Source organism: Salmonella sp. SAL00670, from assembly GCF_046552235.1.
Classification (GTDB): Bacteria; Pseudomonadota; Gammaproteobacteria; order Enterobacterales; family Enterobacteriaceae; genus Salmonella; species Salmonella enterica.
The window spans coordinates 140,734-160,278 of record NZ_JBGDUO010000002.1 but is presented as its reverse complement, the minus strand read 5'-3'; the positions used below and the strand labels follow the sequence as shown (position 1 = coordinate 160,278).

Genomic DNA, 19,545 nt, shown 5'->3' with positions numbered 1-19,545 from the left:
GCCATCAGGCATCCGGGTTCGATGATGGCGGGAAAATAAGATGGCGATAGACACACCTTCCGGCGTACAGCTACGCATTCGGGGCAAAGTACAGGGCGTCGGTTTTCGTCCTTTTGTCTGGCAGCTGGCGCAGCAGTTGCGATTACACGGCGACGTGTGTAATGACGGCGACGGCGTCGTCGTTCGGCTGCTGGAAGAGCCGTCGCAATTTATTGCCGCGCTCTATCAGGATTGCCCGCCGCTGGCGCGCATTGACAGCGTTGAACACGCGTCGTTGGTATGGGAGCGCGCACCGACGGATTTCACCATTCGTCAGAGCGCAGGCGGTTCGATGAACACGCAAATCGTGCCGGATGCGGCGACCTGCCCGGCATGTCTTGCCGAGATGAATACCCCAGGCGAGCGGCGCTACCGTTATCCTTTCATCAATTGCACCCACTGTGGACCACGCTTCACCATTATTCGTGCTATGCCCTATGACCGGCCATTTACGGTGATGGCGGCGTTTCCCTTGTGTCCGGAATGCGACAGCGAATACCGCGATCCGTACGATCGCCGTTTTCATGCCCAGCCCGTTGCCTGTCCGTCATGCGGGCCGCATCTTGAGTGGCGGAGCCAACATGAACGAGCGGAAAAAGAGGCGGCTTTGCAGGCGGCGGTCGCCCAACTGAACGCCGGAGGCATTATTGCCGTTAAAGGGCTGGGTGGTTTTCATCTGGCCTGCGACGCGCGCAACGATAACGCAGTGGCGATGCTGCGGGCGCGTAAACATCGTCCGGCGAAACCATTGGCGGTGATGTTGCCCACGGCGCAAACGCTGCCGAGCGCGGCGCGTTCGCTGCTGACCACGCCAGCGGCCCCGATTGTACTGGTGGATAAGCAGTATGTACCTTCGCTGAGTGAGGGCATCGCGCCAGGACTTACGGAAGTGGGCGTGATGCTGCCAGCCAACCCATTGCAACATCTCTTGTTGCAGGCGCTCAATTACCCGCTGGTGATGACATCCGGCAACCTGAGCGGCAAACCGCCCGCCATCACCAACGAACAGGCGCTGGACGATTTACACGATATTGCCGATGGTTTTCTGTTGCACAATCGCGACATTGTACAGCGCATGGACGACTCTGTCGTGCGCGACAGCGGCGAAATGCTGCGTCGTTCGCGGGGATACGTGCCGGACGCGATTGCGTTGCCGCCCGGATTTCGCGATGTGCCGCCGATACTTTGTCTGGGCGCGGATCTGAAAAACACGTTCTGTCTGGTACGCGGCGAACAGGCAGTTGTCAGCCAGCATTTAGGCGATCTCAGCGATGACGGTATCCAGGCGCAGTGGCGCGAGGCATTGCGTTTGATCCAGTCAATCTACGATTTTACCCCAGAGCGTATCGTCTGTGATGCGCATCCGGGCTATGTTTCCAGTCAGTGGGCCAGTGAGATGCGTCTACCGACAGAGACGGTGTTACACCATCATGCCCATGCGGCGGCTTGCCTGGCCGAGCATGGGTGGCCGCTGGACGGCGGAGAGGTGATTGCCCTGACGGTAGACGGTATCGGCATGGGTGAGAATGGCGCGCTATGGGGCGGAGAATGTTTGCGGGTCAATTATCGCGAATGCGAGCATTTAGGCGGTTTACCCGCCGTGGCGCTGCCGGGAGGCGATCTGGCTGCCAAACAGCCGTGGCGTAATCTGTTAGCGCAGTGCCTGCGCTTTGTGCCGGACTGGCAGGATTACCCGGAGACAGCGGGGCTGCAACAGCAAAACTGGAGTGTCCTGGCGCGCGCCATTGAGCGCGGCGTCAATTCCCCGTTGGCCTCTTCCTGCGGGCGGTTGTTTGACGCGGTGGCTGCCGCGCTTCGCTGCGCGCCAGCATCGCTTAGCTATGAGGGCGAGGCCGCCTGCGCGCTGGAGGCGCTGGCCTCTCAATGCGCTAACGTTGAGCATCCGGTAACGATGCCGCTTAACGGCGCTCAACTGGACGTCGCTGTTTTCTGGCGTCAATGGTTGAACTGGCAGGCCACGCCCGCGCAACGCGCCTGGGCTTTTCATGATGCGCTGGCGTGCGGGTTTGCCACGCTAATGCGCCAGCAGGCTACGGCGCGGGGGATAACCACTCTGGTCTTCAGCGGCGGGGTGATACACAACCGCTTACTTCGCGCGCGTCTTGCCTTTTATCTTTCTGATTTTAAATTGTTATTTCCGCAGCGGTTACCGGCGGGCGACGGCGGGCTGTCGTTTGGACAGGGCGTGATTGCCGCAGCGCGAGCGTTAAGTGAAGTGTAGGGCGCCGGATGGCGGCTGCGCCTTATCCGGCCTGTAAACAGATGCTCACTCGTAGGCCGGATAAGACGCGAAGCGGCGCTATCCGGCATCACAGGCTTATACCGACAACGTTTTCAGCAGTGCAAAGGCCTCTTTCATGCGGTCTTCACTTACCACAAAGGCGCGTAGTTGGCCTTCTCCGCTCATGCCTTTGGCAATCATACCGTCAGATTCTGCGGTAATCTGCCAGCTCAAATCGCGGCGCTGAGTTTCTCCCGCCAGATGCAGCGGCAGTTCCGGCGTTTTGACTTTGACCAGCATCGCCGGTAGCTTCAGCGGCGCGTTGCCGCCAAGCAGATTTTTCGCCAGGTACATCGCGCTTAACTGGATTGGTTGCAGGAAGGGCAGCACCTGACCGTTGATCTCCGCGCAGTCGCCGATCGCATAAATATCCGGGTGACTGGTCTGTAGATAGCTATCCACGCAGACGCCGCGGTTGACGACTACCCCGGCGCGGCGCGCCAGAGCGGTTTCCGGGCGTAAGCCGGTGGCGGCAATCACCGCATCGACCTCAATACTATGCTGGCTTACCAGCGTAGCGCGGATACCGGCTTCGGTTTTCTCCAGTTTTTGCAACTGCGATTTCAGCAGCAGATGCACCCCCATATCGGTCAGGTGATGCTGTAAGCGACTGCTCACTTCCGGTGGCATCAGTGAGGCGAGAAGGCTGGCGGCGTTATCCATCAGCGTTACCGTTTTCCCGGCGCGGCAGAAATCCATCGCTAATTCACTGCCAATGAGACCGCCGCCGACAATCAGCACTCGCTGCGCGTCGCGCAGTTGTGTCTCACAGGCGCGGTACTCCTGCTGGCTATTCAAAGTAAGCATTAACTCACGTCCTGCAATCGGCGGCACAAAGGCTGTCGCCCCGGTCGCCAGTACCAGCTTGTCGTACTGCCACTGCTTATCCTGACTTTTCACCACATGGGCATCGGCATCAATGTCAGCAACCCAGGTATGCGGGAACAGTCGCAGATTAAACTGTTCAGCAAATTCCCCCGCTAACTGGCGGGTGAGATCATCGGCGCGCTGCGACTGGCTGATAACGTGGCTGAGATCGGGCTTGTTGTACTCATCCATGCTGTCCGCCGCAATCAGAGTTAACGGCACATGCGCATCTTGTTTACGGATATTTTTGACGAGCTGGCGGGCGGCGAAGCCCGACCCAATAATGATGATCCCCCGACTCATTTTGCCTCCGTCGCCAGTACGTCGAACACGTCTTTACCTAATGAACATTCCGGGCACAGGAAGTTATCCGGCACCTCGCTCCACGGCGTACCCGGCGCGACATCCTGCAACGGCTCGCCCAGCGCAGGGTCGTAAATCCACTGGCATACGCTGCATTGCATTTTAGGACCGAGGTCTGCGGCGGCGCAGGTTGTGATTTCTTCGGCTGGCGCGGTTTTCTGTGTGGTTTCCGGCAGCGGAGCAAGCGCCCACTGACGCGCGATGTCGCGACCGTGCTGACGGCACAACTCCAGCGCATCCAGATCCGGACGCCATTTCGCTTTCAGACTCAGGGACATTTCAAAACCGGCATCCTGTAAGCGCGTGGACAGTCGATCCACCGCGCCGCCGCTCCAGCCATGAGAACCGAAGGCGCTGGCACGTTTGTTGCGAAAGCGCAGGCCGGTCATCTCTTCCACCAGACCAGCGATTTTCGGCATCATCACGTTGTTCATGGTAGAAGTGCCGACCAGCACGCCTTTCGAACGGAAGACGTTGGTCAATATTTCATTTTTATCGCTGCGGGCGACGTTAAAGATTTTGACCGCCACGTTGGGGTCCACTTCGTTGATACCCTGCGCGATGGCATCCGCCATCATGCGAGTATTGTTCGACATGGTATCGTAGAAAATAGTGATACGATCTTCCTGATAATCTGCCGCCCATTTCAGATACAGTTCCACGATTTGCGTTGGGTTGTCGCGCCATACCACGCCGTGTGAGGTGGCAATCATATCCACCGGCAGGTTGAAGCCGAGGATTTCGGTAATTTTTGGCGTTACCAGACGGCTGAACGGCGTCAGGATATTGGCGTAGTAGCGCTGGCATTGTTCAAACAGTTCAGTTTGGTCCACTTCATCATTGAACAGGCGCTCGTCGCAGTAGTGCTGACCAAAGGCGTCGTTGCTGAATAACACCGCGTCGCCGGTCATATAGGTCATCATGCTGTCCGGCCAGTGCAGCATCGGCGTTTCCACGAAGATCAACTGCTTGCCGTTGCCGATATCCAGCGTATCGCCGGTTTTCACCACCTTAAAATTCCATTCCGGGTGATGGTGATGGCCATTGATAGAGTCAATGGCGTTGGCGGTACAGTAGATAGGCGTGTCCGGGATCTGCGCCATCAGTTCGGTCAGCGCGCCTGCATGGTCTTCTTCGGCATGGTTAATGATGATGTAGTCGATGTCCGCGAGGTCGATTTCACTGCGCAGATTTTGCACAAACTCACGGCTAAACTTATGATCGACGGTATCGATCAGCACATTCTTTTCTTCACGAATGAGATAGCTGTTATAGCTGCTGCCACGCAGCGTTTTGTATTCAGTGCCGTGAAAATCACGTACTTCCCAGTCGCGCTGGCCAACCCAATGAATATTATTTTTAACCAGAATAGACATAACCACCTCAATTCATTCAACGTTTGCAAAAAGTTGTTTTGCTTATTGCAGGTAGTGTGCCAACTTTACATCTTATTGATTTGTATTGAGTTATATTTGTTTTGTATTTTTGATGTAGTCAAAAAGACTATAAATGATGCTGTCAATATGACACTATAGGTTGTCAAAATGACAATGAGGTAACCATGAGTTTTTCCGTGGAGGTATTGGCGGGCATCGCCATTGAGTTACAACGCGGCATTGGGCATCAGGATCGTTTTCAGCGGCTGATTACTACGCTGCGTCAGGTGCTGGCGTGCGACGCCTCGGCGCTGTTGCGTTATGAATCACGACAATTTATTCCACTGGCGATTGATGGCCTGGCGCAGGACGTCCTCGGCAGACGTTTTACCCTGGAAGGGCATCCGCGCCTGGAAGCCATCGCCCGCGCGGGGGACGTGGTGCGTTTTCCGGCCGATAGCGATTTGCCCGATCCGTATGACGGGTTAATTCCCGGACAGGAAAGCCTGAAAGTCCACGCCTGTGTTGGTCTGCCGCTGTTTGCCGGACAGAACCTCATCGGTGCGCTGACCCTTGATGCTATGACGCCGGAGCAGTTCGAGGTATTTAGCGATGAAGAGCTGCGGCTTGTCGCCGCGCTGGCCGCCGGGGCATTGAGCAATGCGCTGTTAATTGAACAACTGGAAAGCCAGAACATACTGCCAGGGTCGTCAGGCGTGTTTGAACCGATAAAAGAGACGCACATGATCGGCCTGTCGCCGGCGATGACGCAGTTGAAAAAAGAGATCGAGATTGTGGCGGGCTCCGATCTTAACGTGCTGATCGGCGGTGAAACGGGGACCGGTAAAGAGCTGGTGGCGAAAGCTATTCACCAGGGCTCCCCCAGAGCGGTCAATCCGCTGGTCTATCTCAACTGCGCCGCGCTGCCGGAAAGCGTGGCGGAGAGCGAGTTGTTTGGTCATGTAAAAGGGGCTTTTACCGGGGCTATCAGTAATCGTAGCGGTAAGTTCGAAATGGCGGATAACGGTACGCTGTTTCTGGATGAGATTGGCGAACTGTCGCTGGCGCTACAGGCCAAGCTGCTTCGCGTGTTGCAGTATGGCGATATTCAGCGCGTCGGCGACGATCGTAGCCTGCGCGTGGATGTGCGGGTGTTGGCGGCGACCAACCGTGACCTGCGTGAAGAGGTGCTGGCGGGGCGTTTTCGCGCCGATCTGTTCCATCGCCTGAGCGTTTTCCCGCTCTTTGTGCCGCCGCTGCGCGAGCGCGGCGATGATGTGGTGCTGCTGGCGGGCTATTTTTGCGAGCAGTGCCGGCTGCGGCTGGGGCTGTCCCGCGTGGTGCTGAGTACCGGCGCGCGCCGCCATTTGCTCAACTATGGCTGGCCGGGCAACGTCCGGGAGCTGGAACATGCCATTCACCGTGCGGTTGTACTGGCGAGAGCGACCCGGGCAGGGGATGAGGTGATACTGGAGGCACAGCATTTTGCCTTGTCAGAGGACGTTTTACCCGCGCCGCCTGCGGAAAGCTTTCTGGCGCTGCCGACTTGCCGCAATTTGCGCGAATCGACGGAGAACTTCCAGCGAGAGATGATTCGCCAGGCGCTGGCGCAAAATAATCATAACTGGGCGGCCAGCGCGCGGGCGCTGGAAACCGACGTCGCCAACCTGCATCGGCTGGCGAAGCGTCTGGGACTGAAGGATTAGATAATCCCCGCCTGGTAGAAATCCTGTAGGTTAATGGCGCCGGTGAGTTTGCCGTTTTCATCGACCACTGGCGCGGCGGTAATTTTGCGTTTCATCAGGAGCTCTTTGGCGTCAATGGCGCGGCTTTGCGCCTGGAGCGTAATACCGTTGGGCGTCATGGCTTCGCTTACCGGCGTGGTGAGCGCGCCGCCGCCCACCAGCCAGCGACGCAGGTCGCCGTCGGTAAAGACGCCTTTCACAACATGTTGCTCATCGCAAACCGCCACCAGCCCCAGCCCGGTACGGCTAAGTTCCAGCATGGCATCCATCACGCTGGTGGCAAGCATCACCTGCGGTATTGCATCGCCCTGGCGCATCAGGTGATGCACATTATTGAGCAAACGCGCGCCCAGTGCGCCAGCCGGATGCGAACGGGCGAAATCTTCTTCGTTAAAACCGCGCGCCTGCATGACCGCCATCGCCAGCGCATCGCCCATCATCAGCGTATTGACGGTACTGGATGTCGGCGCCAGATGCATCGGGCAGGCTTCACGCTCGACGGAAATATCCAGAACGGCTTTTGCCGCTCGCCCCAGCGGAGAGTGAAGTTTACCGGTCATCGCCAGCAGCGCGACGGATTTATCTTCCAGACGCGGGATGATGAGGTCGAGTTCTTTTGCGCCGCCGGAATAGGAGATAAATAACATCACGTCGCGGCTTTCAATCATCCCCAGATCGCCATGCAGTGCTTCCGCCGGATGAACAAAAAAAGCGGGAGTACCGGTACTGGCAAGCGTCGCGGCGATTTTTTTACCAATATGACCTGATTTACCAATACCGGAAACGATCACTTTGCCTTCACAGTGAATAATGATATTGGCGGCGCGGACAAAATCATCGCCCAGACGCTCCGGCAGACGGCTGGCTTCCTGTAGCTCCAGCATTAAGGTCTGACGGCCCGCGTTTAGTAGTGCATCACTCATTGCTTTCTCCGGTTATGATTACTTCAATCCCTTTTGCTTCCAGCGCCTGACGAAATGCCGGATCGATCCCCGCGTCCGTGATCAGTTTGTCGACGGTTTCCAGACTGCACACCACATTGGGGCTTTTACGACCAAATTTTGAGGAGTCCGCCATCAGAATCACCTCGCGTGCTGCATTGCACATTGCGTTACTGACGGTGTAAACCTCATTGAACGTGGTCACACCGACATTCAGGTCAATACCGTCAGTTCCCATGAAAAGTTTATCAAAGCTGAATTGCTCAAAGGCGTTTTCCGCCAGTTGACCGTGAAATGACGCCGATTTTTTACGGAAGGTGCCGCCGGGCATCAGGATAGTTTGTTCGTTGTCCAGTTCCGATAGCGCGTTAACAATATGGAGGCTGTTGGTCATCACCGTGATGTTGCTAAAACGCGAAAGCAACGGCACCATCTGTAACACGGTACTTCCGGCGTCCAGAATAATGGAATCGCCATCATGGATATATTTCACAGCGGCTGCGGCTATCAGCGCTTTTTTGTGGGTGTTGATAAGCGTTTTGTGATCAATAGGCGGATCGGACTCTTCTTTATTCAACACCACGCCGCCATAGGTGCGGATGACGGTTCCGGCATTTTCCAGAATGACCAGATCTTTACGGATAGTGGTGCCTGTCGTGTCAAAGTACTGGGCCAGTTCTTCAACCGAGCATTTTCCCTGTTTTTGCAGGTGCTCCAGAATCGCGGCCTGACGCTGACGAGGTTTCATAGGCGTGATTACCCTGACTTATGTATTTACCCGTCATACTTCACGCTGCATGTGCGTTGGCTTTCCTCGCTCACCCCGGTCACGTACTGATGTACGCTCCTGGGATTCACTGCGTCGCCGCCTTCCTGCAACTCGAATTATTTAGGGTATTGGTTGCAAAATGATAATTTCGCAAGCTATACGCATTCACAACGAAATTACCCATGTTTCAGTTTAAGCGCCAATGATAGTGCATTCTGCGCGAGCGAATCATGGGGAAAGATCACATCAGGCTGTAATTCATGCAAATGTTTTCCTTGCATTGCGGCAATTTTAACCGGTCTGGCGAATACCGTAAGGCCTTTCATCAATAAAGTGTCCGTCACCCGCTGCTGTTCGTCCAGCGCCACGGCAACCACCACCCGGGGCTTAAAACGTCCGCCGGAGCGCCCGACGCCGACCCGCCCCTGTTGGCTAAGTTTATCGAAAGCCCGATTAAAGCGGGAAATCTGCCAGCCGCCCAGCGCTAGTTGCGCACACCAGGCGATAACGGCGACGGTAATCAGAGTGGAAACCATAATGTGCTCCTGTTGTTTTGCCTGATGGCGGCGTAACCGTCTTATCCGGCCTACGGCGCCATCCGGCAATTCACGGTCAGAACATCACTTGACCGCCGGTTACGTTGATCGACTGCCCGGTGCAATAAGACGCTTTCGGGCTGGCATAAAATAGCAGCATGTTCAGCACATCCTGATAATCACACCCGCGTTTGAGCGGTACCTTATCAATGTAATACTGTTCCACCTCGTCGGGCTTAATGCCCAGTTTAGTGGCGTATTGCGGCAGCAGTGACTGGAACATTGGCGATTTCAACAGGTTGCCGAGCATCAACGAGTGTACGGTAATGCCGTATTCCGCCAGATCCAGCGCCAGAGACTGGGTTAACCCCACGCCGCCGAATTTCGCCGCGCTGTAGCCGGAGTTGTGTTTACTGCCCACTTTGCCGGATTTAGAGTTAATCTGAATAATGCGCCCCTGAATGCCGTCGCGGATCATCAGGCGGGAAAACTCACGGGCGCAGAGGAAATAGCCCACCAGATTCACCTGTAGCGAGCGGTCAAAATCGCCCAACTGGAAATCGCTGATAAACGCCGCTTTGGCGATACCCGCGCTGTAAACCAGCAGATCGACGCGCCCGAAAATCTCGTCTACGCCGCGGGACAGCGCCAGCACGCTCTGCTCGCTGGTAGCGTCGGCGCCAAAACCGTACGCCATACCTTCGCCAAAATCGGCGTTAATTTCCTGGGCGACATTCGCGGCTTTATCGCTTTGAATATCAACGACCGCCACGCGGTATCCTTCTTCTGCAAGCCCACGGCAAAGGAATGCCCCCAGGGTCTGGCCTCCGCCAATGACAACGGCAACTTGATTCATGTTTTTTCTCCTTAAGCGACAAACGTCAAAATACAGCCCGGCGCGATATCGTCCGGTACAGGCCCCGCAACGTGTACGGTGCCGGGAAATTCCGCTTCGCGCAGACCATCGAAGCGCAAAGTGATATGCCCCAGTTCACGCAGGTTTTGCTCGGCTACGCTGCCGACCGCCGTGACCGGATAGCAATGTTGGCCCAATTCACACCGCGCGCCAGGCTGCAGCGCGCCGGTCAGTTCGCCATGACAATGGATGAAGCAAAATTCTTCGATATCCGCCGGCGCGCCTTCCCGAAACGTAATCAGCATCTGTTCGCCGAGCGCCTCCTTCGCGCTCTGGCCGATACGGGTGATGGTGGTTTGATAAATCACGCTCATGTCTGAACCTCTTATTGATAGATAAAGCCGGAAACAAACCAGGCGATAAGTACCGTGGGCGCGCCAGTCAGGAAGCGTCCGACCAGCACAGAAGGTACGCCGACGCGAACGGTGTCTTGTTTCGCTTCCGCCAGCGACAGGCCGACCGGGATAAAGTCGCAGGCCGCCTGCGCGTTAATCGCGAACAGGGCGGGAAGCGCCAGATGCGGGGGGATATTGCCCAGGCCTATCTGAACGCCGATCAGAACGCCAATAACCTGAGCGATAACCGCGCCAGGGCCGAGAAAGGGCGACAGCAGCGGGAAAGAGCAGATCAATGCCAGCGTCACCAGCCCCAGTGGATGGCTGGCTAATGGCGCCAGGCCGTGGGCGATCCAGTCGCCAAGACCTGAGGCCATAATGATGCCGATCAGCGCCGAAACGAACGCCATAAACGGCAGGATTGTTTTCAGGACCGTATCAATGGTGTCGCGACCGGACTGGAACAGTACCGCCACGGCGGAGCCCATTCCCATACCGACTTTTGCCAGCAGCCCGTCGCTCTGCTCGGTGATTTTTTTGCTTGTGTCGTAGTCACGTCCTAATGTCGTTTTGGCAGGCTGGGGACTGGCAGGCGTTTCGCCGACAAGAGTAATGTTTTCTTCTTTTACGCCGGAGACATAAATATCCTCAACAATATACTGCGCCAGTGGGCCGGACTTACCCGTCGAGTGAATATTAATGGTTGGAATCCGGCGTTTCGGATAGATACCGCAGCGCAGCGTACCGCCACAGTCGATAATGGCCGCGCCGATCTCCGCTTCCGGCGGTTCGCCTTCTTTAAAGCCGTCCACCGCTTGCCAGCCTGTTAGTTGCGCCAGTTTGTCGACGATCGCCGGGCGCGTACCGGCTGTGATATAGACGATCTTTTTGCCTGGCGTAACGTCCAGTTCAAGCGGGCCGCCCCAGCCGCCGGCGCCTTTCTCAATACGAACCCGTGTCATGATACCGCTCCTGTCAGATGAACTTTCTGCTCAAGTTGAATCCCCATTTTTTTCTCAAAAATAGCGGTGGTGAGATCGGTGACCCAACCGCGGAAGAAGTTCGTCACCAGACCTACCAGCAGATAGCTCACCGCGAGCGGGCCGAGAGGAAGCCCTAACGTGGTGAGTCCGCTGGCGATACCCAGATAAACAAACAGTTCGCCGGGATTGATATGCGGAAACAGACCGTTCATGGAGTGACAGCTATAGGAGGCCGCCGCGTAATAGCTCGGCTTGTACTTCTCCGGCATAAAGCGTCCCAGGCTCAGGGTCATCGGATTACAAAAAACAAATGTCCCGATACACGGTAAAAGCAGGTAACGAGATAGCGGATTTCCGGCACAACGTTGGGCAAAACGCTCAATACGCTGCTGGCCGATAAAATTGATGAGCGCATTCATGATAACCAGCAGGCTTATCAGTAGCGGAAGAATACCTGTCACCATACCGGTAAACACCTCTCCGCCTTTCTGGAATAACCCGATGAACCACTCCGCACCATGTGTAATGGTTTCGATCATTGTTCTCTCCTGTAGGGTTTTTAGTTTTCTTGCTAATTTCCTGTTCATTGTAATCATGTTGAAAGATTAAAAAGTGTTATTGTGATCGCAAAATAAAAGAAAAATATTTTAATTTGAAAGATTGCGGGAGTGGGGGAGCGGATACAAACTGAAAAGAGGAGAAAGGTGATTTATTCTCTTGTGCCGCTTCCTTGTGCGGCGGGGGATGCTTTACCATACTTCTCCCTGGCTGAATTTGTTTAATGGATGTCTCATGTTCAAGCGTCGTTATGTAGCGTTACTTCCACTTTGCGTATTGCTTGCTGCCTGTAGCAGCACGCCAAAATCTTCCGAGACTCAAGCGACGACGGGCACGCCTTCCGGCGGCTTTCTGCTTGAGCCGCAGCATAACGTCATGCAAATGGGCGGCGACTTCGCCAACAACCCTAATGCGCAGCAGTTCATTGATAAAATGGTCAGTAAACACGGTTTCGACCGTCAGCAGCTGCAGGAGATCCTCTCGCAGTCTAAAAAACTGGATTACGTCCTGCGTCTGATGGACAGACAAGCGCCGACCACTCAGCCGCCCGCCGGACCAAATGGCGCCTGGCTTCGTTACCGCAAACAATTTATTACGCCGGATAACGTGCAAAACGGCGTCGCGTTCTGGAATCAGTATGAAGACGCGCTGAACCGCGCCTGGCAGGTATACGGCGTACCGCCGGAAATCATCGTGGGGATTATCGGCGTGGAAACCCGCTGGGGACGTATCATGGGGAAAACGCGGATTCTGGACGCGCTGGCGACGCTGTCATTTAACTATCCGCGCCGGGCGGAATATTTCTCCGGCGAGCTGGAAACCTTCCTGCTCATGGCGCGCGATGAGCAAGACGATCCGCTCAATCTGAAAGGTTCCTTTGCGGGCGCGATGGGCTACGGCCAGTTTATGCCATCTTCCTATAAAGAATATGCGGTCGATTTCAATGGCGATGGGCACATTAACTTGTGGGATCCGGTAGATGCCATCGGCAGTGTGGCGAACTACTTCAAGGCGCATGGTTGGGTGAAAGGCGATACGGTTGCGGTGCCAGCGAATGGTCAGGCGCCGGGACTGGCGAATGGTTTCAAAACAAAATACAGCCTCTCTCAGCTTGCCGCCGCAGGCTTAACGCCGCAGCAATCGTTGGGCAATCATCAGGAAGCCAGCCTGCTTCGTTTGGATATCGGTACGGGCTACCAGTACTGGTACGGCCTGCCGAACTTCTACACTATTACCCGATATAACCACAGCACGCATTATGCGATGGCGGTTTGGCAACTGGGCCAGGCGGTAGCGCTGGCGCGGGTGCGCTAATTTACGCTTAGGGAGGGGAGCACCCCCTCCGCTATTATTATGGCTTTTTGGGCTGATTCTCTGCCTGCAAGTGGGATATCTTCTTTGATAGTGCCAGACTATATCCCAGACATCCCAGGCCTAAGATAATTTGACCGCCATCATACGGTTCAAAATAGCCTGACGACAATATATTCAGTACTCCCATTCCTAATGAACATACTCCACCCACAATTAACCACAGCCGTAGTTGACAGGTTTGTTTCAGTTTGTGCTGTGTGCTTTCCGTTTTTTTGAGTGACATCCTTGCTTTCTCTCCGTGCGTGTAAATTTAGCGACATGGTACTGCTATTTAGTCATGTGCTACCTCATTTCATTCTGCATAAATAACCTGCTGGCATTTTTTCGGAATCCGACTCGTAAAATCGACTGCTCGTCCCCATCTCTGGTGAGAAAGTGCTATCTTGTGCGGCAGGATTTCTAACTGACAGAGGTCATGATGACTGACAGTGAACTGATGCGGCTTAGCGAGCAGGTCGGGCTGGCGTTAAAAGCGCGCGGGGCGACCGTAACGACAGCAGAGTCCTGTACCGGCGGCTGGCTGGCGAAAGCCATTACCGACATCGCCGGAAGCTCCGCCTGGTTTGAACGCGGCTTTGTCACCTATAGTAATGAAGCCAAAGCGCAGATGATTGGCGTGCGTGAAGAGACTCTGGCGCAGCATGGCGCGGTCAGCGAACCCGTAGTGGTCGAAATGGCGATCGGGGCGCTGAAGGCCGCCCGCGCCGATTTTGCTGTCGCTATTAGCGGGATTGCCGGGCCGGATGGCGGCAGTGAAGAAAAGCCGGTTGGTACGGTGTGGTTTGCTTTCGCCAGCGTCAGCGGAGAAGGGATTACGCGTCGGGAATGCTTCAGCGGCGACCGTGAATCGGTGCGTCGACAGGCGACGACGTACGCGCTACAAACCCTGTGGCAACAATTTCTACAAAACACTTGATACTGTATGAGCATACAGTATAATTGCTTCAACAGTACGAATTCACTATCCGGTTCAATACCAAGTTGCATGACAGGAGTAATAATGGCTATCGACGAAAACAAACAGAAAGCGTTGGCGGCAGCACTGGGCCAAATTGAAAAGCAATTTGGTAAAGGCTCCATCATGCGTCTGGGTGAAGACCGTTCTATGGATGTGGAAACTATCTCCACCGGTTCGCTTTCACTGGACATCGCACTCGGTGCGGGCGGTCTTCCGATGGGGCGTATCGTCGAAATTTACGGGCCGGAATCTTCCGGTAAAACGACCCTGACGCTACAGGTGATTGCCGCTGCGCAGCGTGAAGGTAAAACCTGTGCGTTTATCGATGCGGAACACGCGCTTGACCCTGTTTACGCACGCAAGCTGGGCGTCGATATCGATAACCTGCTCTGCTCTCAGCCGGATACCGGCGAGCAGGCGCTGGAAATCTGTGACGCGCTGGCGCGTTCAGGCGCGGTGGACGTCATTGTGGTCGACTCCGTAGCGGCGCTAACGCCGAAAGCGGAAATCGAAGGCGAAATTGGCGACTCTCACATGGGCCTCGCGGCGCGTATGATGAGCCAGGCGATGCGTAAGCTGGCGGGGAACCTGAAACAGTCCAACACGCTGTTGATTTTCATCAACCAGATCCGTATGAAGATTGGCGTGATGTTCGGTAACCCGGAAACTACCACCGGCGGTAACGCGCTGAAATTCTACGCCTCTGTTCGTCTTGATATCCGTCGTATTGGCGCGGTGAAAGAGGGCGATAATGTCGTGGGTAGCGAAACGCGTGTGAAGGTGGTGAAAAACAAAATCGCCGCGCCGTTTAAGCAGGCCGAGTTCCAGATCCTCTACGGTGAAGGCATCAACTTCTATGGCGAACTGGTTGACCTGGGCGTGAAAGAGAAGCTGATCGAGAAAGCGGGCGCATGGTACAGCTACAACGGCGAGAAGATTGGCCAGGGTAAAGCGAACGCGACTACCTGGCTGAAAGAGAACCCGACGACAGCGAAAGAGATCGAGAAAAGGGTTCGTGAATTACTGTTGAGTAATCAGAATGCCACGCCCGATTTCGCCGTTGACGATAGCGAAGGCGTTGCAGAAACCAACGAAGATTTTTAATCATCAGGTGATGGTGGGTCGGACAAAACGAAGCCGCCATTCAGCAAAACGTTAAATTACCATCAAGGGCTGCATTTATGCGGCCCTTTTGGCATTTCTCCCTGTTAAGGTTTTTTATGAGTGAACCCACATCGCGCCGTCCCGCTTATGCTCGTCTCCTTGATCGTGCGGTACGTATTCTTGCTGTCCGCGATCACAGCGAGCAGGAATTACGGCGTAAACTCTCCGCGCCGGTGATGGGCAAAAATGGGCCGGAAGAGATTGATGCGACGGCAGACGATTATGAACGCGTGATCGCCTGGTGCCACGAACATCACTATCTTGATGACGAGCGCTTCGTGATGCGCTTTATCGCCAGTCGTAGCCGCAAAGGCTATGGCCCGGCGCGTATTCGCCAGGAGTTGAATCAGAAAGGCATTTCCCGTGAATTGACTGAAAAAGCGATGCGAGAATGTGAAATTGACTGGAGTGAAATGGCACGTGAACAGGCCGTTCGCAAATATGGCGAGCCGCTCCCTTCAAACTTTTCAGAAAAGGTTAAGGTACAGCGCTTTTTGCTCTATCGCGGGTATCTGATGGACGATATCCAGCAAATATGGCGAAATTTTGCAGATTGAGCGCATACGGGATTTTACTTCCCGGTAAAGAAAACTTATCTTATTCCCACTTTTTCCGTCTGGACGCGGGTTGCTTAACGGCGAACAGCGTCTGCGACGAATATTCCTTAAATACACAAAATCATTCAAGCCGCATCAAAGCGGCAAGTGAGCCTCGGGAACGCGTGACCGGGAAACTCGCAGCCAACGCAGAGGCGGCCTGAAGGATGAAGTGTAGCTTGATTTCAGGATAATTATGAGCAAGAGCACCGCTGAGATCCGTCAGGCGTTTCTCGACTTTTTCCATAGTAAAGGGCATCAGGTAGTTGCCAGCAGTTCCCTGGTGCCTAACAATGACCCCACTTTGTTGTTTACCAATGCCGGGATGAACCAGTTCAAGGATGTTTTCCTTGGGCTCGATAAACGTAATTATTCCCGTGCAACCACTTCCCAGCGTTGCGTACGCGCGGGGGGTAAACACAACGATCTGGAAAACGTCGGATACACTGCACGTCACCATACTTTCTTCGAAATGCTGGGCAACTTCAGCTTCGGCGATTACTTCAAACACGACGCCATTCAGTTCGCATGGGAATTACTGACCGGTGAAAACTGGTTTGCTCTGCCAAAAGAGCGTTTATGGGTCACCGTTTATGAAACCGACGACGAAGCCTATGAGATCTGGGAAAAAGAAGTCGGCATCCCGCGCGAGCGTATCATCCGTATCGGCGACAATAAAGGCGCGCCATACGCATCGGATAACTTCTGGCAGATGGGCGACACCGGACCCTGCGGTCCGTGCACCGAAATCTTCTACGATCATGGCGACCACATCTGGGGCGGCCCTCCGGGAAGCCCGGAAGAAGACGGCGATCGCTATATTGAGATCTGGAACATCGTCTTTATGCAGTTCAACCGTCAGGCTGACGGGACGATGGAACCATTGCCGAAACCGTCTGTAGATACCGGTATGGGGCTGGAGCGTATTGCCGCGGTACTGCAACACGTTAACTCTAACTATGACATCGACCTGTTCCGCACGTTGATTGAAGCGGTAGCGAAAGTCACCGGCGCCACCGATCTGGGTAATAAATCGCTGCGTGTTATCGCCGACCACATCCGTTCCTGCGCATTCCTGGTTGCCGATGGCGTGCTGCCGTCGAATGAAAACCGTGGCTATGTGCTGCGTCGCATTATTCGTCGCGCGGTTCGTCACGGCAACATGCTGGGCGCGAAAGAGACCTTCTTCTACAAGCTGGTTGGGCCGCTGATTGAGGTAATGGGCTCCGCAGGCGAAGAGTTGAAACGTCAGCAGGCGCAGGTCGAGCAGGTTCTGAAAACGGAAGAAGAGCAGTTCGCCCGTACGCTGGAGCGCGGTCTGGCGCTGCTGGATGAAGAACTGGCGAAATTGCAGGGCGACACCCTGGACGGCGAAACCGCTTTCCGTCTGTATGATACTTATGGTTTCCCGGTCGATCTAACGGCGGACGTCTGCCGTGAGCGCAACATCAAAGTCGATGAAGCTGGTTTTGAAGCCGCTATGGAAGAGCAACGCCGTCGCGCGCGCGAAGCTAGCGGTTTTGGCGCGGACTACAACGCGATGATCCGCGTTGACAGCGCTTCTGAATTTAAAGGTTATGACCATCTGGAACTGAACGGCAAAGTGACCGCGCTGTTTGTCGATGGTAAAGCGGTTGAAGCGATTAACGCGGGACAGGAAGCGGTTGTCGTGCTGGATCAGACCCCATTCTATGCGGAATCAGGCGGTCAGGTTGGTGATAAAGGCGAGCTGAAAGGCGCTGGATTTACTTTCGCTGTGGACGACACGCAAAAATATGGTCAGGCGATTGGTCACCTCGGCAAATTGTCTGCGGGCGCTCTGAAAGTGGGCGATGCGGTACAGGCTGACGTAGATGAAGCGCGCCGCGCACGTATCCGTCTGAACCACTCCGCCACGCACCTGATGCACGCGGCGTTGCGCCAGGTGCTTGGGACACACGTTGCGCAGAAAGGTTCGCTGGTTAGCGATAAAGTGCTGCGCTTCGACTTCTCGCACAATGAAGCGATGAAGCCGTCGGAGATTCGTCAGGTTGAAGATTTGGTGAATGCGCAAATTCGCCGCAACCTGCCGATTGAAACGAACATCATGGATCTCGACGCGGCCAGGGCGAAAGGCGCCATGGCGCTGTTTGGCGAGAAATATGACGAACGTGTACGCGTTCTGAGCATGGGCGATTTCTCTACCGAACTGTGCGGCGGTACTCACGCCAGTCGTACCGGTGATATCGGTCTATTCCGTATTATCTCTGAGTCCGGCACCGCAGCGGGCATTCGTCGTATTGAGGCGGTAACCGGTGAAGGCGCTATGGCCACCGTTCACGCGCAAAGCGATCGCTTAAACGATATTGCGCATCTGCTGAAGGGCGACAGCCAGAATCTGGGCGACAAAGTGCGTGCCGTACTGGAACGTACACGTCAGCTGGAAAAAGAGTTGCAGCAGTTGAAGGACCAGGCCGCAGCGCAGGAGAGTGCAAATCTTTCCAGTAAAGCGGTCGATCTCAACGGCGTGAAGCTCCTGGTCAGCGAGCTTGCTGGTATTGAGCCGAAAATGCTGCGAACCATGGTTGATGATCTGAAAAATCAACTGGGGTCTACCGTTATCGTACTGGCAACGGTTGTTGAAGGTAAGGTTTCTCTGATTGCGGGCGTGTCGAAGGATGTGACCGACCGGGTTAAAGCAGGGGAATTGATTGGGATGGTCGCTCAGCAGGTGGGCGGTAAGGGTGGCGGTCGTCCGGACATGGCGCAAGCCGGTGGTACGGATGCGGCAGCTCTGCCTGCAGCGTTAGCCAGTGTACAAGGCTGGGTCAGCGCAAAATTGCAATAATTATAAGCGTTCGTTGGCGCCGCAGCCCATGCTGCGGCGTTTACGTCAACGCTATCGACAACGATAAAGTCAGGTTGAAGTTTTGTATATCGGCTAAACTTAGGTTTAACAGAATGTAATGCCATGACTGCTTACACCTAAGGTGTTTGTCATCGCTTACTTTTTGGCGTTATATGATGGATAATGCCGGGATACAGAGAGACCCGACTCTTTTAATCTTTCAAGGAGCAAAGAATGCTGATTCTGACTCGTCGAGTTGGTGAGACCCTCATGATTGGCGATGAGGTCACCGTGACAGTTTTAGGGGTGAAGGGCAACCAGGTGCGTATTGGCGTGAACGCCCCGAAAGAAGTTTCTGTCCATCGTGAAGAGATCTACCAGCGTATCCAGGCTGAAAAATCCCAGCAGTCCAGTTACTAAGGTTTTCGCGTCTCACTTTTCGGGTGAGACGCAGCCTCTCTTCTCGCTCGCCCGCGTTGTCCCTTCATGACTTTTTTCAACCTCACTGTTGATATGGTGCGCTTTTGGCGGCCAGCGTGTCATCAAATTATCTGTTGATAAAACACTCTTTTTGGCTTTTTTACAGACTAATTGAGCGTGAAGTGTGCAAACGATAAAAGCTCTGGAAAAATTGTTTGACTTATAAGTCCCAGAAAGTAATATGTGCGCCACGCAGCGACGATGAGCAGAACAAGTTCTTCGAAGCACTCGTAAGAGGCGTGTGGTGAGGTGGCCGAGAGGCTGAAGGCGCTCCCCTGCTAAGGGAGTATGCGGTCAAAAGCTGCATCCGGGGTTCGAATCCCCGCCTCACCGCCATTTGCATCCGTAGCTCAGCTGGATAGAGTACTCGGCTACGAACCGAGCGGTCGGAGGTTCGAATCCTCCCGGATGCACCG

At 54.9% G+C, this 19,545-nt stretch carries 18 protein-coding genes and 2 tRNA genes; 10 read left to right on the top strand and 10 right to left on the bottom strand.

Annotated elements, in window-relative coordinates; all coding sequences use genetic code 11:
• Nucleotides 1–40 precede the first annotated feature (40 nt).
• Complete coding sequence (gene hypF, locus ACLJRS_RS08175; protein ID WP_000963443.1) at nt 41–2,281, top strand: carbamoyltransferase HypF; 2,241 nt, start codon at nt 41–43, stop codon at nt 2,279–2,281.
• 96 nt (nt 2,282–2,377) lie between these two features.
• Here hypF and norW read toward each other — a convergent pair whose 3' ends face one another.
• On the bottom strand, nt 2,378–3,511 hold the full coding sequence (gene norW, locus ACLJRS_RS08170; protein WP_000086337.1) for an NADH:flavorubredoxin reductase NorW: 1,134 nt from the start codon (nt 3,509–3,511) through the stop codon (nt 2,378–2,380).
• Nucleotides 3,508–4,947 carry an anaerobic nitric oxide reductase flavorubredoxin gene (gene norV / locus ACLJRS_RS08165; RefSeq protein WP_000026007.1) on the bottom strand — a complete coding sequence of 480 codons (1,440 nt, stop codon included), beginning with the start codon at nt 4,945–4,947 and terminating at the stop codon, nt 3,508–3,510. Before norV ends, norW begins: the two co-directional genes overlap by 4 nt.
• Before the next feature lie 185 nt (nt 4,948–5,132).
• On the opposite strand from norV, the gene norR reads away from it, so the two are divergent.
• Nucleotides 5,133–6,653 (top strand): nitric oxide reductase transcriptional regulator NorR, encoded by a 1,521-nt coding sequence (gene norR / locus ACLJRS_RS08160; protein ID WP_000010802.1) that lies wholly within the window; start codon nt 5,133–5,135, stop codon nt 6,651–6,653.
• Here norR and gutQ read toward each other — a convergent pair.
• The 7 genes from gutQ to srlA all read right to left on the bottom strand — a co-directional run bounded on the left by gutQ (nt 6,650) and on the right by srlA (nt 11,711).
• The gene (gene gutQ, locus ACLJRS_RS08155) at nt 6,650–7,615 is read right to left on the bottom strand and encodes an arabinose-5-phosphate isomerase GutQ (protein WP_001278201.1); all 966 of its coding nucleotides are present in this window, start codon (nt 7,613–7,615) and stop codon (nt 6,650–6,652) included. The genes norR and gutQ overlap by 4 nt on opposite strands.
• Entirely contained in the window at nt 7,608–8,381 is a 774-nt protein-coding gene (gene srlR / locus ACLJRS_RS08150) for a glucitol operon DNA-binding transcriptional repressor SrlR (RefSeq protein ID WP_000804536.1), read from the bottom strand. The genes gutQ and srlR overlap by 8 nt, the downstream gene beginning before the upstream one ends.
• Before the next feature lie 197 nt (nt 8,382–8,578).
• Nucleotides 8,579–8,938 (bottom strand): transcriptional regulator GutM, encoded by a 360-nt coding sequence (gutM, locus tag ACLJRS_RS08145; protein WP_000255198.1) that lies wholly within the window; start codon nt 8,936–8,938, stop codon nt 8,579–8,581.
• Nucleotides 8,939–9,014: 76 nt separating this feature from the next.
• Nucleotides 9,015–9,794, bottom strand: a complete 780-nt coding sequence (gene srlD / locus ACLJRS_RS08140) for a sorbitol-6-phosphate dehydrogenase (protein ID WP_001077372.1) — start codon at nt 9,792–9,794, stop codon at nt 9,015–9,017.
• Nucleotides 9,795–9,805: 11 nt separating this feature from the next.
• Nucleotides 9,806–10,168 (bottom strand): PTS glucitol/sorbitol transporter subunit IIA, encoded by a 363-nt coding sequence (gene srlB, locus ACLJRS_RS08135; protein ID WP_000111553.1) that lies wholly within the window; start codon nt 10,166–10,168, stop codon nt 9,806–9,808.
• Nucleotides 10,169–10,179: 11 nt separating this feature from the next.
• On the bottom strand, nt 10,180–11,151 hold the full coding sequence (locus ACLJRS_RS08130) for a PTS glucitol/sorbitol transporter subunit IIB (RefSeq protein WP_000199039.1): 972 nt from the start codon (nt 11,149–11,151) through the stop codon (nt 10,180–10,182).
• Complete coding sequence (gene srlA / locus ACLJRS_RS08125; protein ID WP_000573333.1) at nt 11,148–11,711, bottom strand: PTS glucitol/sorbitol transporter subunit IIC; 564 nt, start codon at nt 11,709–11,711, stop codon at nt 11,148–11,150. Before srlA ends, ACLJRS_RS08130 begins: the two co-directional genes overlap by 4 nt.
• Nucleotides 11,712–11,964: 253 nt before the next feature.
• Between srlA and mltB the strand changes: the two genes are divergently transcribed.
• Nucleotides 11,965–13,044 carry a lytic murein transglycosylase B gene (gene mltB, locus ACLJRS_RS08120; protein WP_000476817.1) on the top strand — a complete coding sequence of 360 codons (1,080 nt, stop codon included), beginning with the start codon at nt 11,965–11,967 and terminating at the stop codon, nt 13,042–13,044.
• A 37-nt stretch (nt 13,045–13,081) separates the two neighbouring features.
• On the opposite strand, the gene ACLJRS_RS08115 is transcribed toward mltB, so the two are convergent.
• Complete coding sequence (locus tag ACLJRS_RS08115) at nt 13,082–13,327, bottom strand: hypothetical protein (protein ID WP_001519391.1); 246 nt, start codon at nt 13,325–13,327, stop codon at nt 13,082–13,084.
• 195 nt (nt 13,328–13,522) lie between these two features.
• Between ACLJRS_RS08115 and pncC the strand changes: the two genes are divergently transcribed.
• The 7 genes from pncC to ACLJRS_RS08080 all read left to right on the top strand — a co-directional run bounded on the left by pncC (nt 13,523) and on the right by ACLJRS_RS08080 (nt 19,542).
• Nucleotides 13,523–14,020, top strand: coding sequence for a nicotinamide-nucleotide amidase (gene pncC / locus ACLJRS_RS08110; RefSeq protein ID WP_000132239.1), 498 nt, complete (start codon nt 13,523–13,525; stop codon nt 14,018–14,020).
• 84 nt (nt 14,021–14,104) lie between these two features.
• Nucleotides 14,105–15,166 carry a recombinase RecA gene (recA, locus tag ACLJRS_RS08105; RefSeq protein WP_000963152.1) on the top strand — a complete coding sequence of 354 codons (1,062 nt, stop codon included), beginning with the start codon at nt 14,105–14,107 and terminating at the stop codon, nt 15,164–15,166.
• Between the two features lie 116 nt (nt 15,167–15,282).
• A complete protein-coding gene (recX, locus tag ACLJRS_RS08100) occupies nt 15,283–15,783 on the top strand; it encodes a recombination regulator RecX (protein ID WP_001294859.1) in 501 nt (166 codons plus the stop codon).
• 235 nt (nt 15,784–16,018) lie between these two features.
• Nucleotides 16,019–18,649: an alanine--tRNA ligase gene (gene alaS, locus ACLJRS_RS08095; protein WP_000047229.1), complete on the top strand. Its 2,631-nt coding sequence runs from the start codon at nt 16,019–16,021 to the stop codon at nt 18,647–18,649.
• Nucleotides 18,650–18,883: 234 nt separating this feature from the next.
• Nucleotides 18,884–19,069 carry a carbon storage regulator CsrA gene (gene csrA / locus ACLJRS_RS08090; RefSeq protein WP_000906486.1) on the top strand — a complete coding sequence of 62 codons (186 nt, stop codon included), beginning with the start codon at nt 18,884–18,886 and terminating at the stop codon, nt 19,067–19,069.
• A gap of 303 nt (nt 19,070–19,372) precedes the next feature.
• Nucleotides 19,373–19,465 (top strand) — tRNA-Ser (locus tag ACLJRS_RS08085).
• A 3-nt stretch (nt 19,466–19,468) separates the two neighbouring features.
• A tRNA-Arg gene (locus tag ACLJRS_RS08080) sits at nt 19,469–19,542 on the top strand.
• Nucleotides 19,543–19,545 lie beyond the last annotated feature (3 nt).